Source organism: Pontibacter russatus (genome assembly GCF_009931655.1).
Taxonomy (GTDB): domain Bacteria; phylum Bacteroidota; class Bacteroidia; order Cytophagales; family Hymenobacteraceae; genus Pontibacter; species Pontibacter russatus.
In genome coordinates this window covers 187,993-202,402 of record NZ_CP047984.1, presented here as the reverse complement: position 1 = coordinate 202,402, position 14,410 = coordinate 187,993, and the positions used below count along the sequence as shown (strand labels likewise).

General features: G+C 56.7%; 12 protein-coding genes. 4 read left to right on the top strand and 8 right to left on the bottom strand.

Translation table 11 applies throughout. The features are described 5' to 3' along the window. Nucleotides 1-2: 2 nt before the first annotated feature. Genes GSQ62_RS00865 through hemF form a run of 3 tightly spaced genes read right to left on the bottom strand, consistent with a single transcriptional unit; the run spans nt 3 to nt 3,907 of the window. Complete coding sequence (locus GSQ62_RS00865) at nt 3-2,378, bottom strand: TonB-dependent receptor (protein WP_237586877.1); 2,376 nt, start codon at nt 2,376-2,378, stop codon at nt 3-5. 50 nt (nt 2,379-2,428) lie between these two features. Next, nucleotides 2,429-3,001, bottom strand: coding sequence for a phosphatase PAP2 family protein (locus tag GSQ62_RS00860; RefSeq protein WP_161887750.1), 573 nt, complete (start codon nt 2,999-3,001; stop codon nt 2,429-2,431). A 3-nt stretch (nt 3,002-3,004) separates the two neighbouring features. Further along, nucleotides 3,005-3,907: an oxygen-dependent coproporphyrinogen oxidase gene (gene hemF / locus GSQ62_RS00855; RefSeq protein ID WP_161887749.1), complete on the bottom strand. Its 903-nt coding sequence runs from the start codon at nt 3,905-3,907 to the stop codon at nt 3,005-3,007. A 230-nt stretch (nt 3,908-4,137) separates the two neighbouring features. Between hemF and GSQ62_RS00850 the strand changes: the two genes are divergently transcribed. Next, nucleotides 4,138-6,216 carry an alpha-ketoacid dehydrogenase subunit alpha/beta gene (locus tag GSQ62_RS00850; protein WP_161887748.1) on the top strand — a complete coding sequence of 693 codons (2,079 nt, stop codon included), beginning with the start codon at nt 4,138-4,140 and terminating at the stop codon, nt 6,214-6,216. A gap of 144 nt (nt 6,217-6,360) precedes the next feature. On the opposite strand, the gene tamL is transcribed toward GSQ62_RS00850, so the two are convergent. Beyond that, nucleotides 6,361-8,811, bottom strand: coding sequence for a translocation and assembly module lipoprotein TamL (tamL, locus tag GSQ62_RS00845; RefSeq protein ID WP_237586875.1), 2,451 nt, complete (start codon nt 8,809-8,811; stop codon nt 6,361-6,363). Between the two features lie 16 nt (nt 8,812-8,827). Here tamL and GSQ62_RS00840 point away from each other — a divergent pair, with 16 nt between their 5' ends. Beyond that, complete coding sequence (locus GSQ62_RS00840; protein ID WP_161887747.1) at nt 8,828-9,580, top strand: TrmH family RNA methyltransferase; 753 nt, start codon at nt 8,828-8,830, stop codon at nt 9,578-9,580. A 57-nt stretch (nt 9,581-9,637) separates the two neighbouring features. Here the strand turns inward: GSQ62_RS00840 and GSQ62_RS00835 are convergent, their stop codons facing one another. The 3 genes from GSQ62_RS00835 to GSQ62_RS00825 are packed head-to-tail and all read right to left on the bottom strand — an operon-like array spanning nt 9,638 to nt 12,231. Further along, entirely contained in the window at nt 9,638-10,762 is a 1,125-nt protein-coding gene (locus GSQ62_RS00835) for an outer membrane beta-barrel protein (protein WP_161887746.1), read from the bottom strand. 12 nt (nt 10,763-10,774) lie between these two features. Then, the gene (locus GSQ62_RS00830) at nt 10,775-11,680 is read right to left on the bottom strand and encodes a hypothetical protein (RefSeq protein ID WP_161887745.1); all 906 of its coding nucleotides are present in this window, start codon (nt 11,678-11,680) and stop codon (nt 10,775-10,777) included. Between the two features lie 17 nt (nt 11,681-11,697). Continuing rightward, nucleotides 11,698-12,231, bottom strand: coding sequence for an RNA polymerase sigma factor (locus GSQ62_RS00825; RefSeq protein WP_161887744.1), 534 nt, complete (start codon nt 12,229-12,231; stop codon nt 11,698-11,700). A gap of 157 nt (nt 12,232-12,388) precedes the next feature. On the opposite strand from GSQ62_RS00825, the gene GSQ62_RS00820 reads away from it, so the two are divergent. Then, a complete protein-coding gene (locus tag GSQ62_RS00820) occupies nt 12,389-12,601 on the top strand; it encodes a hypothetical protein (protein ID WP_161887743.1) in 213 nt (70 codons plus the stop codon). 110 nt (nt 12,602-12,711) lie between these two features. Here GSQ62_RS00820 and GSQ62_RS00815 read toward each other — a convergent pair whose 3' ends face one another. Continuing rightward, the gene (locus GSQ62_RS00815) at nt 12,712-13,428 is read right to left on the bottom strand and encodes an arylesterase (protein WP_161887742.1); all 717 of its coding nucleotides are present in this window, start codon (nt 13,426-13,428) and stop codon (nt 12,712-12,714) included. A gap of 147 nt (nt 13,429-13,575) precedes the next feature. Between GSQ62_RS00815 and GSQ62_RS00810 the strand changes: the two genes are divergently transcribed. Beyond that, complete coding sequence (locus GSQ62_RS00810) at nt 13,576-14,283, top strand: ABC transporter ATP-binding protein (protein ID WP_161887741.1); 708 nt, start codon at nt 13,576-13,578, stop codon at nt 14,281-14,283. The last annotated feature ends 127 nt before the right edge of the window (nt 14,284-14,410 follow it).

Here is a 14,410-nt window from a genome sequence, read left to right as displayed (position 1 = left end):
GCTTATTTCCAGCTAAAGTTCCAGGTAACGGAGGGCAGCGGGAAGGGGATGATAGACACCTTCTTGGCCTGCAGCTGCACGTTCTGGCTGCCTGGGCTTCCCTCGTTGTCGACGTAATACAGAAACGGGTTGCGGCGGCCATATACGTTGTAGATAGAAAAGGTCCAGCTCGACTGTATATGCTCGCGCGCCTTTCCCTCAAGGGTGGCGGAAAGATCGAGGCGGTGCGTGGGCTGCATCCGGAAGCTGTTGCGGTCGCCATACTGGTAGTTTACCGTGCCCTCCAGATAATAGCGCCGCTCCGGCAGTGTAGTGGCCTGGCCGGTGCCAAACACAAAAGTGCCGCCAAAGGTCCAGCGGTTGTTGTAGCGGTAGCTGCCCACCAGCGACAAGTCGTGGCGGCGGTCGTAGCGGGCCGGAAACACTTCACCATTATTTAAATCCGGAAACCGGCGGGTGGTTTTGGAAAGGGTATAGCCGACCCAGCCCTGCAGGTCGCCGTAGTTCTTGCGCAGGAAAAACTCAGCCCCGTAGGACATGCCACTGCCGCGCACAAACTCATATTCCAAATCGCGGTTGCTGGGGCCGGGCGCAAAGCCTTCGCGGTACTCCAACTGGTTTTGCAGTTCTTTATAATACACCTCCACCGAGCCTTCGTACTGGTTGTTGTCGATACTCTGGAAATAGCCCAGGGCATATTGCGTTGCCCGCTGCGGCTTCACGATCGCTGAGCTTGGCACCCACACATCCAGCGGCAGGGTGGTAAAGGCGTTCGAGACGAGGTGCAGGTACTGGGCTGATTTCGTGAAACCCGCTTTGATGGAGGCCTGCTCGCTCAGCAGGTACCGCACCGATGCCCGTGGCTCTAAAGCCGTATATGTCTTCACCGCATCACCGTTTCCATAGGACGTGGAGTCCGTCACAAGCTGGTTTTCGTTGAAACGGTAATAGCTGAACGGCCCCACCTGTGTAAAATAGCTGTTCCGCAGCCCCAGGCTCAGGAGGAGTTTATCCGTCACGTTCCAGTCGTCGGATATATAGACCGCTGTTTCATGTCCGTATTTCGGCAGCACCCGGTTGGTTCCGAAAAGCTCACCCGCTTCGCCCTCGGCCTCGCCGGTGCGCGGCCGCAGCGTGTGGTAGGTGTACTGCACCCCGTACTGCAGGTGGTGGCGCACGCTGGGGGTATAGTCAAAGTCGATGTTGGCGGCATAGTCGCGCACGCCTGTTTGCAGCAGGGTTTTGTAGCCGCCGTAGTCCCAGGAGAACTGGAAGGCATAGTTGCTCAGCACCCCGCTGACATCCATATATAGATTATCGTTGAAGCGGTGCCGCCAGCGGGCGGTGGCGGTGGCGTTCCCCCAGAAGAAGTCTGCAGCGAAGCGGCCGTCCGAGAGCTTCAGTTTGCCTACATCGCGGCCATAGTAGCCACTCAGCGACAACTCGTCCTGCTCCGACAACAGGTACTGCAGCTTTCCGTTGAGATCGTAGAAGCGGTAGGGGACGCCGCCCTGCTCTGTGTTCTTCAGGAAGGGGTTGAACAGGGCATCTATATAGGTGCGGCGACCGGAGAAAATAAAAGCCGCCTTGTCTTCCAGCAATGGCCCCTGTACCGTCAGGCGGGAGGCAATGAGCCCGATACCGCCATCGGCACGGAAGCCATTTTTGTCCCCGTCCTTGCTTTCGATTTCCAGCACCGAGGAGAGGCGGCCACCGTAGCGGGCGGGCATGCTGCCTTTGATGAGCGTGGTGTTCTCAATGGCGTCGCTGTTGAACACCGAGAAAAAGTTGAACAGGTGGCCGGGGTTATATACGGTGGCTTTATCGAGCAGCACGAGGTTCTGGTCGGCCCCGCCGCCGCGCACGTAAAAGCCCGTGTTGCCCTCACCGCCCGACTGCACGCCCGGCAGCAACTGCACCGTCTTCAGGATATCCACCTCCCCAAAAAGCACTGGCAGCGTTTTGATGGTTTCCATGGGCAGTTCCAGTTGCCCCATCGCAGGTGTCTGCGTCAGCGGCTGCTGCCGCTCCGCTATCACTTCCACCTCCTGCACATCGTATGTCACGGGTGCTAAACTTATGTTAAGCCGCCGGTTCTGGCTCAGTTGCAGCTTCTGCTCGAAAGTGCTGTAGCCGATATACTGTACCACAAGAGTATAAGCGCCGGCTGGGACCGAAAAGGAATAGCGGCCGCTGGCATCAGTGGTCGTGCCGGGACTGATGCGTTCCTTCAGGGCCACAAGGGCTCCCGCCAGTCCTTCGCCCGTCCCGGCATCTACCACGCGGCCGGACAGGGTGTAACTTGTTTGCGCTGAAACGGGAGCCGCAGCGAGAAGCATCAGAAGTATATAGAGGAAAAAGAAGCTGTAGTGTGGCAAACCCTTGCTGTTGTGTAATCCTTGAATGAACAGCTTGCTGCTGTAAAGGTTTAACGCACCAGCGAAGGGTATTTGTTCAACAGAAAGGTATATAACAGCGAGCAGCCATAAGCCAGAGAAGCGCCCAGCAAAGCCCCGCCCAGGATGTCGCCCGGATAGTGTACCCCCAGGTAAATGCGGCTGTACGACACCACCACCGCCCAGGCCACCAGCACAATCTTAAAAATCAGGTAACGGTCGGGCAGGATGAGGTTGAAGAAAACTGCCAGTGCAAAACCCGTGGAGGCATGCGAGGACATGAAACCAAACCGGCCGCCACAGCCTTTCACCAGGTTCACCACCTCCGAAAGCTCCGGGTCGTGGCAGGGGCGGAGGCGGGCGAAATAGGGTTTGAAAATGCCGGATGCGATAAAATCCGCCAGGCCCACGGCCACAATGGCCAGCAGCAGCATCGGGATGCTCTGCCTCCGGTAGCGCCAGACGAGGTAGCCGATGAGGGCCAGGTAAAAGGGAATCCAGACGTATTTGTTCGACACAAAGACCATCACGCTGTCCCAGAACGGGCTGTGCATGTCGTTGAGGTATAGGAACGCCTCCTGGTCCAGTTGCTCCAGTTCTTCCATGCGCTAGGCCTGCACGTTTACCCAGTCTATATCCTTTTTGAGGTACGCCTGCATCTGCGCCTCGGGGCTGCCCGGCTCAGGCTTAAAGTTATAGAGCCAGGAGGCGTTCGTCGGCAGGCTCATCAGGATAGACTCGATGCGCCCTTTCGTCAGCAGCCCGAACTTGGTGCCGCGGTCATATACCAGGTTAAACTCCACATAACGGCCCCGGCGCAGCAGCTGCCACTGCTTTTCGCGCTCCCCGTAGGGCAGGTCGCGGTTCTGGTTCATGATAGCGGTATAAAATGGCGCAAAAGCGTAAGCTACGTCGTGTACAAAAGCAAACCGTTCTTCCAGGCTGATTTCGTCGGTGGCGGAAAGCCTGTCGAAGAAGATGCCGCCCACGCCGCGGGTTTCCTCGCGGTGCTCGTTGTAGAAATAGTCATCGGCCCACTTCTTAAACTCCGGGTAGTACGACGGGTGGTGCCTGTCACAGACAGCCTTCATCTGCGCATGAAATTCTTTTGCTTGTTTCAGGTCGAGGTATATGGGCGTGAGGTCGATGCCGCCGCCGAACCAGGCTTGGCCGTTGCCCGCCTCAAAGTAGCGCACGTTCATATGGGTGATGGGCACCATCGGGCTGTGCGGGTGCAGCACCACCGAAACGCCGGTGGCAAAATAAGCCGGGTCGGGCATCTGCAGCATCTTCAGGAAAGCCGGGGAGAGCTCGCCCTCCACCGCCGAAAAATTCACGCCACCCTTCTCCAGCACATTGCCGCCCTCTATCACGCGCGATATGCCACCGCCGCCGCTCTCATGCTGCCACGCGTCCGATGCAAAGGTGGCGCCGCCGTCGCAGGTCTCGAGGTCACGGCAAAGGTCATTCTGGAACCGGCGCATAAACGCCTCTACTTTTTCTCTAAACATGCTTTCAGAAAAAGAATTTATATAGGAAAATGACAAAGGAGGAACAAAAGGCTTCTTCTCTTGCCAACTTATACAGCGCTGGCAGCAGCTTGTTGAAGCCCTTTCAAAAACCTGTATCCTCCGCCTGTTATATGGCAAAATTAGCGAATAAAGGCCGGAGTACCGCGCGTGGCAGCGCTTTTTACTTCCGGTGCGGAAATCCGTACATGGAGGCAAACCCTTACTGAACTATGCCGAAGGAGACCATGGCGGCGGCGAAGCTGCACGTTGACCTGTTAAAAAAAGCGTACCGGCTGATGATGACCGCCAAAATTATGGCGGATACCTATGAGGAGCAGAAAGCCATCTGCAGCAAGTATGTTCACAGCACCTCGCGCGGCCACGAAGCCATCCAGCTGGCCGCCGCCTTCCAGCTCAAGCCCTGCGACTTCGCCTCGCTCTACTACCGCGACGATTCCATGCTGCTGGGCATCGGGCTGCAACCCTACGAACTCATGCTGCAGCTCATGGCCAAAGCCGATGACCCTTTCTCCGGCGGCCGCACCTATTACGGGCACCCGGCACTGAGGCGCAAAGGCTTCCCCACTATACCGCACCAGAGCTCGGCCACGGGCATGCAGGCTATTCCGGCCACCGGCATGGCGCATGGCCTCCGTTACCTCGAAGGGCAGGGGCTGCTGCAGGCAGGGGAGCGGCCGGTGGTGCTGTGCTCGCTCGGAGACGCGGCCGTGACGGAGGGCGAGGTGGCGGAGGCCTTCCAGATGGCGGTGCTGAAGGGGCTGCCCATCATCTACCTCATCCAGGACAATGACTGGGGCATATCGGCCAAAGGAAAAGAAATGCGTGCCATGAACGCCTACGAGTATGCCGCCGGTTTCAAAGGGATGGAGCGCCTCAGCGTGAACGGGGCTGATTTTTTGGAGTCCTGCGAGGGGATGCGGGTGGCGTTTGAGTATGCCCGCCAGGTGCGGAGGCCGGTGCTGGTACACGCGAAAGTGCCGCTGCTGGGCCATCACACCTCCGGGGTGCGCCGGGAATGGTACCGGGGCAAAAACCTGCAGAAGCAGGCCGTCAACGACCCGATTCCGCTGCTGCACCAGGTATTGCTGGAGGCACATGTGCCTTCCTCCGATATAGAAGCGCTGGAGCGGGAGGCAAGAGAGACAGTAGCGCGGGATTTTGAGAAAGCCCTCGCTGCTCCGGCCCCTGACCCCGCCACCTTTGACCAGCACGAGTTTGCTCCCACGCCCATAACCGAGGAAAAAGGAGAGCGAACCCCTGCCGGAGCCAGCAAAGTGACCATGGTGGATGCGGGCCTGCATGCCGTAGACGATTTGCTGCGCGTCTACCCGGAGGCCTTGTTCTATGGGCAGGACGTGGGGCGTCAATTAGGCGGGGTGTTCCGGGAGGCGGCGCTGCTGGCGAAGAAATACGGTGATGCCCGCGTCTTCAACACGCCGATTCAGGAGGCCTACATCATCGGCTCCACGGCGGGCATGTCGGCGGTGGGCGCCAAGGCAATAGTGGAGGTACAGTTTGCAGATTATATATGGCCGGGCCTCAACCAGTTGGTGGAGGAATTGTCCAAGAGCTGCTACCTGTCCAACGGCCAGTTTCCGGTTCAGGCTGTCATCCGGGTGCCCATCGGGGCCTATGGCGGCGGCGGACCCTACCACTCGGGCAGCATCGAGTCCTCCCTGCTCAACATACGGGGCATCAAGGTGGTGTACCCGAGCAATGCCGCCGATATGAAAGGCCTGATGAAAGCCGCCTTTCTGGACCCGAACCCGGTGGTGATGCTGGAGCACAAGGGGATATACTGGTCTAAAGTGCCCGGCACGGAGGAAGCCAAGACTGTGGAGCCGGATGAACATTATATCCTGCCTTTGGGCAAAGCGTGTGTAGCGCAGCAGGCGGCCGCACAGGAAATAAAAAGAGGCAACAGCATGGCAGTGATAACCTATGGCATGGCTGTGTACTGGGCAAAAGCAGCTTCTAAGAAATTTCCAGGATCCGTCGAAATCATCGACCTGCGCACCCTCAACCCATTGGATTATGAAACAGTGAAAGCAGCTGTCATACGCCACAGCAAGGCGCTGGTACTGACCGAGGAGCCGCTGCTGAACTCGTTCGCAGAGTCCTTGGCCGGTCGCCTTGCGAAAGACTGCTTTCAGCACCTGGATGCACCTATACATACCCTGGGTGCCGCCAACCTTCCGGCAGTCCCGCTGAATGTGGAGCTGGAGCGAATGATGCTGCCCGATGCTGCTAAAGTAGCGGCGGCTCTTGAAGAACTGCTGAACTATTGACATCATGTAGAGACGCCATACTTTGCGTCTCTACGGTTTGTGATTTTATATAAGGATTTCTATATCGCTAACGTTTCTTCCTGATTCATATAGGATTCCGCCATATAGGATGATTCTGAATAAGGTGTCTTTATATATAGCACCTTAAAACGGGTAGCCAATCCCTATCTGCAGCGTGCTCTGGTTGTTGCGAGTGAGGAAATTCCCGAATCGGAAATCATTCAGAATGAACTTATTGCCGTAGAGTCCGGCGGGGTCATATACCTTCGTGGCCAGGTCGAAGCGCAGGATCAGCACCGACAAATCCAGGCGCAGGCCGAAGCCGGTGCCCACGGCAAGCTCCCTGTAAAACCTGTCGAACTCGAAGTTTGCGCCTGGCCGGTTAATGTCCGGATCCAAAAGCCACACGTTTCCCGCGTCCACAAAAAGGGCCCCGTTCAGGAAGCTGAAGATATTGAACCGGTACTCCACGTTCGCCTCCACCAGCACCTCACCGGGCTGCTCTAGGTCATAATCGCGCTCCACGCCCACACGGTAAGGCTCCGTCTCCTCCACGGGCTTTATGGCTGAATAAGAGCCGAGCCCCAGCCGCCGCGACTGCCAGGCCCGTACGCTGCTGGCCCCGCCAGAGAAGAAGTGCTTTTCATAGGGCAGTATCTCCGAGTCGAAAATAGGAGAGGCCACCCCCGCGCTCAGGCGGTACACAAAGTAGCGGGCGCCCCCGAGCGGTATATAGCGGCGGTAATCAGGGTTGATTTTGAAATACTGGAACGTCTGCAGCTTGCTGTTGCTCAGGTCGAGGCCCAGTTCTTTCGTCAGCCCGCCCACTTCCATTTGCGTGCGGAAGTAATGGGCGTTGCGTGTCTGGGTAAAGTCGTTGGTGTTATATATAAAGCTGAAGCCGACAAAGGAGATGATGCCATCCGAGAAACTCTCTATCAGGGAGCGGCTGCCCTCGCTGTTCGCAATCAGGCTACGCTCAAAGTCACGGTCCAGTATCTCGCCCTGCACCACGTTCAGGTTCACGGGCGAGAAGATGAACTGCATCACGGGGGGGCGCAGCGGGTTGCGCGTCACCTGCCATATATAGTCCAGGCCCAGCTCGTAGTTGGTGCGGATGTACTGCTGGCGGTCGCTGTTGGTGTAGCCGGTGTAAATGCGGGTGCGCGGGCTGTACTCCGACAGCAGGCTTTTGTTGGTGAAGGGCAGCAGGATAACAGGAAACGACAATGCCACGTCGCCCCCAAACTCCCGTATCAGCACCGTCTGGTTATTGTCGGCTATGCTGATCTGCCCCTCGATACCGCCCCGCAGCCCGATGTCCAGGTTCTCGGCGCCGCCAAACAGGTTGCGCACCCGCAGCCTGACGCTGGAGAAGGGTCCCGGCGTGCGCTCCGTAAAGTTCAGTCCGAGCTCAATTGTTTCCTGAAACTTCTTGGCGGGCAGCGCATTGATATAGGCATCGAGCTGGAAGCTGGAGTCTGAGGGCGTATCGGTTTTGTTGTAGAGCACGTTGTTGAACTGGAAAACGTCCAGCTCCGCCAGTTTCCGCTGTGTGGTGGAGGTGCGCAGCTGGCTGTACCGCTGGCCGGGGTATATATCCACTTTTTTGTCGAGGATGAGCGGGGAGAAGCGGTGCTTGTAAGCCACGTAGTTAATCCCGTTGTAGCGGATGGTGTCGCGCGGGATGCCGAAGCGGTCCGCGTCGGTTTTGAAATAAACCTTATTGATGGTGTACAGCGGATGCTTTTCCCCGTCCTCCGGGTTCTGGATGATGGTTTCAATGTGCGCGGTCTTCCCGGCGAAACTGGTGTCCACTTCAAACTCTATATAGGCCCGGGCAAAGTCATAGTAGCCGCGGTTCTTCATCAGGTCGTACAGGCGGTCGCGCTCGGCAGATAGCTGCTCCTCGTCGTATTTCTCCCCCAGCTGCAGCAGCGAGCGGTCGGCGGTGGCCTTCACAAGGCGCAGCATGGCAGAGTCGGGTATGTCGTAGCTGAACGCGGTGTAGCGGTACGGGGCGTTCTCCTCTACGTTAATGGTGATGTAAACCAGCTTTTCGTTCCGCACTTTCTTTTCATAGTCGGCCTGGTGGTTGAAATAGCCTTTGGAGTTGAGGTATATATGAATCTGCTCCATCGTCTCCTCCATCAGGGTAGAGTCATATATGGCGGGCGGTTCGCCTATCTGCATCAGCACGTTCCCCTCTTTCTTGTTCTCCTGGAGGCGATCGATGCGGCTGTCGAACTTCTCCCGCAGCCGCAGCACTTTGGTCGAGTCGTTGTCGGCTTTCGCCTCCGCTATTTTGCGGTCGCGCTTCGCCTCCTGCCGCTCAATGCGGTGCTGTATCTTTTGCGGGTCGTAGAATTTTTTTCCGAAGTTGTAGAGCGCCAGGTAGGGGGTGGATCCCAGCACCATGCGGTTCGGCTCCTGTTGGTAAAGCGCCTGTATGGAGGCTGGCTCCACGGTTTCAAGCCCCACCGGCTCCATGCTCACCAGCAGCTTTTCGTCCTCGGCCAGGTACCTGGTGGGGATGCAGCCCTGCAGGCAGGCCATTGTAAATGCCAGGATGGATATGTATAATCGTGGTTTCAAACGTATAGCGCCTACTATGTTGTCAAAAGCGGTCGTAAAGTATATCAAATCCCTGCAATTAAAAAAATACCGCACCCAGCACCGGGCATTTGTGGTGGAGGGGGGCAAGAGCGTGCTGGAGCTGCTCAAGTCCGGTTTTGAAACCGAATACCTGTTCGTGACGGAGCCGTTTTACCGGCAGCACGGGCACAGCTTCCCCGAAAACATAGCCTTAGACGTGGTGACGGAAGACGACCTGGTAAAAGCCGGGACCTTCTCCAGCAACAACGCGGCGCTGGCCGTGGCTCGCATGCGGGAGCGCCCGCCGCTCCGGGTAGCCCCGGACGAGTTGGCGATCGCCTTAGACGACATACGGGATCCGGGAAACCTGGGTACCATCGTCCGCATCGCCGACTGGTACGGCATCCAAAAAATAATCTGCTCCGAAACCTGCGCCGACTTTTACAACCCCAAGGTCATCGCGGCCTCTATGGGCTCCTTTACCCGGGTGCAGGTGCATTACCTGGACCTGGCCGTATGGCTGCAACAGCACCGTGCGAGCCATGCCATATATGGCGCATCGCTGGCCGGGGAGAACCTGCACGCCATGCACCTGAAGCCGGAGGGCATCGTGGTGCTGGGGAATGAGGCCAGTGGGCTGCGGCCGGAGGTGGCCGCCCAGGTGAACCAACTCATCAAAATCCCCGCTTTTGGCACCGCCGAATCACTGAATGTGGCTACCGCTGCGGCCATCATCATCGATAACTTCAGGCGGCACACCGGGCAGTAATGCAGAAGAGGAGCCTTGTTAGGCTCCTCTTCTGACGTAATTTATATATAGCCCCGGTCAATTCAGCCGGATGCCGAAGCTGACAACGTTGGTCTGGATGCCGCGGTTCTCCTTGAACAGGTCGTTCATGTTGTATTTGGCGAACAGGCTCAGGCTGCCGTAGCCCACCACACCCTCTACGCCGTACTGAAAATCGGTCAGGTTAAAGGAGTCGCGCGTCTTGTCCCGTTCCGTTCTGCCTTCCAGTTCGTACTTCTGCTTGGTGTGGCTGCCCAGGCGGTAGCCTATAAAAGGGCCGGCCCCAATCGTAAACCCGTCTTTGCCGTTCTCCCGCTTGAACTGAAACAGAGCCATCAGGGGCAGGTTAACGGAAGAGTGCGTCAGTTTTGACTTCTCGAAATTCAGCTCCTCTTCCTCGCGGAACACGGTCATGTCGCCCTCTTCCTCCACCACCACATTGTCTTCGAACATGTAGTTGTTGAAAGCGAACTCAGGGCCTGAGACGATATAGAAAGGGCTTTTGCGGCCACCCACCTGCGATTTGAGGTGAAGGTTCAGGCTCACGTAGCGCGAGCCCAATGGCTTCAGGTCGACGAGGTTGCTGGCGTCGCCGGTAAAGGCGTTCAGTCCCAGGTCGAGGCCGGATTCAAAGCGGGTGACCTTGTAATGCTCCTCTTCGTGGGCGGCACGGGTGCTGTCGCGCTCGTCTTTGGTGGGCACGTCCACGTTCACTTTGGTGTTGTCGCCGTCTTCCTCCACTTCCACGTCAATCTTAAAGTTTTTGTTGATGCGTATCTCATGGCGCTCCGTTTTCACCTCACCGGTTTTCGGGTCGTTTTCCTGCACCGTCACCGTCACCTGCTCAGCCTTGCCGTCCTCCGATTCGGAGGTGTTGAAGGTGACAGTCATGTCTTTCGAGCCGGGGTTGGAGCTTTCCATCTCGTCCACGCGCTCCACATATTTATTCAGTTCGCGCATCAGCGAGTCGAGGCTGTAGTTCTGGAAGGCCTTCAGCTGCTGGATGTTCTGGAGTTGCAGGATCATCTTGGCGCCGTTCGCCATTTTGATGATGATGGTGTCCTCGGGGGTTTCGAGGTACTGGCCAACCGTAGGACCGCCCTTGGCGAACACACCGGTAGCGGTGGCCATGAAAATGGCCAGGAGAAGTAATACTCGTTTCATCTTTTTTTGGGATTAGAGATTAATAACTTTTGAGAATTTCTGATTGCCGATCTGCGTGTTCAGCGCCACTTTATCAGCGTTGATGCCCACCTCCGAAAGCTCCACACCATCACCGTTGGCCAGGTTGCGCACCTGCCTGAAAATGCCTTTGGCGAGCTTCGCTTTCTTGCCAAGGCCTTTCGGGGCTGCCTCTGCCATGGCAGGCGGAGAGGCGACAGACCGCTTGATGATGATCTCGACCGGCTCCGCGTTCAGGTTAGCTGCTGCTTTGGCCAGGGCAGCAGGGGTCGCGGGCTTCACAGCCGGCTGCGGTGCCGTTTCGTGCGTTTCGGCGGCGCTTTCGGAAACATTAACAGCGATGGCCGGCTGCGCATCAGCCTCGGGTTTAGCGGTGGCAATAGCTTTGGCAGGTTCAGGCTGTATGGCTTTGGGAGCTGCCTTTGCTATGGCTTCCGGCTTTGCAACCGCTTCTGTACCGTTAGATGCAGTTGAGGTTGGGTCGGTTGCCTGGGAGGTAGAAATATTTTCTTCTGCTGTGGTTTCCGCTTCTGCTGGCGCGGCCTGTGCCATTGTTTCCGGTGCTGCCTGTGCGGTAGCGGGTTGCTCGTGCAGTTCCAGTGGCTGGTTTTTACCGGCAAGCGCCTCACTCACTTCCGGTGTGCCGTTGTTGATGTTGTAAAACACCACACCCACCGAAAGCACCAGCGACACGGCGGCGGCGATAGAGGGGTACAGCCATATATAGTTGCTTTTCTTTTTCTCCGACTGCAGCGGCACCACTTTCACTTCCTCCTCTTCCCGCGACAGGGCTTCAGTCTGCATCCGCTCCTGCAACCTGCCCCACAAATCTGCGGGAGGTGTGGGGGCGGTGTTGCCCAGGCGCTCCTTAAATAACTTGTCTATCTCTTCTGGTCTCATGGTCTTCTCCTCCTTCGTTATAAAACTACAGCCTCTTTGCCTGTCAGGCGGCGCTGCAGCATGGCACGCGCCTTGCTCAACTGCGATTTTGAGGTGCCTTCGGTAATCCCGAGCATGTCGGCTATCTCTTTGTGTGCATATCCCTCAATCGCGTACAGGTTAAAAACAGCCCGGTAACCGGCGGGCAAAGCCGCCAAAAGCTCCAGCAGTTCGCCTTCTGCCAGTTCATGGTCGGCGCTTCCGGTGCCCGCCACCTGCACATGGCTGTCCTCGATGGCAAGGTGCAGCGGTTCCTTCTTTCGCAGGAAGCCGAGTGCCTCGTTCACCATGATGCGGCGCACCCAGCCCTCAAAGCTGCCCTTTGCCTCAAACGAGCCGATGTGCTGGTAAATCTTCATAAACCCGTTCAGCAGCGCTTCTTCAGCGTCCATCCCGTTTTTGAGATAGCGCAGGCACACGCCGTACATCTGCGAGGCAAAGCGCTCGTACAGGAGCTTCTGCGCCTTGGTGTCTGCCCGCTGGCATCCTGCTATCAGTTCTGCTTCTGTCACGCTTCGTAAAGGTTTATCAAATAATCCGGATCTGGTTCAAAACAGGAGCTTTGGGGCTCTTTATCCCTTAGATGCAAAGTGGTGGAGGTTTGGTTGCCTGAGAAAGAATAAATTTTTAAATATATTCCGGAAGATGCAATTCGCTTACTTTAAAACCATGAGTATCAGCCACAAAATTAGCAGAACATTCTGTATAGCATATATAAATTTACTGTTCGCGTACGTCTTTGCATACCGTCAGGAGGATAAGGACAGGAACGAAAAAGATATAGAAACACAGTGGCCTGAACAGAGGAGGAATGGGAGGGAGGCAACTCCGGCAGGAGCGAATATAGGCCATATAGCTATAAACAACAACGGCTCCCTTTGACAGGAGCCGCTGCTGTTTATAGAATTGATTATTCAACTTTTAGCCATTCATATAAACGGCACGAAGTGAAGATGGTTGTGCGGTTGCTGAAATAATAACTATTTTTTATTTTATGATGCTGCTTCCTCCTGAAGTACAGGTTCCAGAACAGTCCACACATTTTCCGCCAGAATCTTATGGCCTTCCTCGGTCGGGTGGATGCCGTCGCCCTGGTTCAGGTCGCGATCGCCAGCCACGCCCTCCAGCAGGAATGGAATCAGCACCACCTGTTCCTCTTCGGCCAGCCTAGTGTACACCTCCCGGAACTGCTGCGTGTACTTCTGGCCCATGCTCGGCGGAATCTGCATCCCGGCCAACAGGATTTCCACCTCCGGGTTCTTGCTGCGCACCTTTTCGATGATGGCCTTCAGGTTGTTGTAGGTTTCTTCTGTGCTGATGCCCCGCAGCCCGTCGTTGGCGCCCAGTTCCAGCACAAAAATATCGACCGGCTGTTTCAGCAGCCAGTCGATGCGCGCCTTGCCGCCTGCCGTGGTCTCGCCGCTGACACCCGCATTGATGACCTTGTAAGGCAGGTCCAGCGAGTCGATGCGCTGCTGGATAAGCGCCGGGAAAGCCTGGTCCGGCTCAAGTCCGTAGCCTGCCGTTAGGCTGTTTCCAAAAAAGAGGATGGTCTTCGTTTCCGTTTCTTTCGGGGGTGCCTCGCTGGTTTCCGCTGCGGCCGTGGCATCTTCCCCGGCCTCCAGGCGGTTGTTGTTCTGTGCATTGCCACAGCCAGCCAGCACCAGCACTGCCGTCAGCTGAAGCATTAAATATTTCATCTTTATCATCTGTCTCGCACTATGTTTGCTAAATTTATACTCCTAAGCTCAAAACTAATAACGTGCTGTAAGAGTTATTTGGTTTGAGGATAAATTACTGTCATTCTTTTCGCAGGCGTCATTGAATTAAATTTATATATAAACAAACCCCAGCGCGTGTCTATTATACTCGATATACAGGATTTAAAGAAAACATACAACAGCGGCGACCGCCACCTGACGGTGTTGCAGGACATCAATTTTTCCTTACAGGCGGGAGACACCTGCTCCATCGTGGGGCCCTCCGGCAGCGGCAAAACCACCCTGCTCGGCCTCTGCGCCGGGCTCGACAGGGCCAGTTCCGGCTCGGTTGTGCTGAACGGCGTAAGGCTCGACTTCCTCTCGGAGGACGAGCGGGCGCAGGTGCGCAACCAGTATGTGGGCTTTATTTTTCAGAATTTTCAGCTCATCCCGACGCTGACGGCCCTGGAGAACGTGATGGTGCCGCTGGAGCTGCGGGGCGAGCGCCATGTGCAGCGGCAGGCGATGGAGCTGCTGGGCCGCGTCGGACTTGCCGAGCGCCACGACCACTACCCAACACAGCTTTCGGGCGGGGAGCAGCAGCGCGTGTCGCTGGCCAGGGCTTTCTCCAACAGGCCCACCATTCTGTTCGCGGACGAACCCACCGGCAACCTCGACGAGGAGACGGGCCAGCGGGTAGAGCAATTGCTGTTCGACCTGAACCGGGAGTCGGGCACCACGCTGGTGCTGGTGACGCACGACCTGGAACTGGCCGAGAAAACCCAGCGCATCATCCGCATCAAAGGCGGCACCGTGGTCTCGGACACCGGCGCCCCGGTTTCGGTGGACAGAGAGCAGTTCTGAAAAGTCTCTCAGAGCCATATATAACTCTCCTGAAGATGCGGCAAACGGCGGTATAGAGGAAACAGAGTTCGCTGCCGCCGCTTTGAGATGCTCCTGGTACCTGTCCAACTGCGGCTTCATATATATG

Excerpts from the sequence above, each read along its gene's own strand:
- GSQ62_RS00850 (WP_161887748.1), top strand. The coding sequence starts at position 4,138 with ATGCCGAAGGAGACCATGGCGGCGGCGAAGCTGCACGTTGACCTGTTA.
- GSQ62_RS00820 (WP_161887743.1), top strand. The coding sequence starts at position 12,389 with ATGAGTATCAGCCACAAAATTAGCAGAACATTCTGTATAGCATATATA.
- GSQ62_RS00830 (WP_161887745.1), bottom strand. The coding sequence starts at position 11,680 with ATGAGACCAGAAGAGATAGACAAGTTATTTAAGGAGCGCCTGGGCAAC.
- GSQ62_RS00860 (WP_161887750.1), bottom strand. The coding sequence starts at position 3,001 with ATGGAAGAACTGGAGCAACTGGACCAGGAGGCGTTCCTATACCTCAAC.
- GSQ62_RS00835 (WP_161887746.1), bottom strand. The coding sequence starts at position 10,762 with ATGAAACGAGTATTACTTCTCCTGGCCATTTTCATGGCCACCGCTACC.
- hemF (WP_161887749.1), bottom strand. The coding sequence starts at position 3,907 with ATGTTTAGAGAAAAAGTAGAGGCGTTTATGCGCCGGTTCCAGAATGAC.
- GSQ62_RS00815 (WP_161887742.1), bottom strand. The coding sequence starts at position 13,428 with ATGATAAAGATGAAATATTTAATGCTTCAGCTGACGGCAGTGCTGGTG.
- GSQ62_RS00840 (WP_161887747.1), top strand. The coding sequence starts at position 8,828 with ATGTTGTCAAAAGCGGTCGTAAAGTATATCAAATCCCTGCAATTAAAA.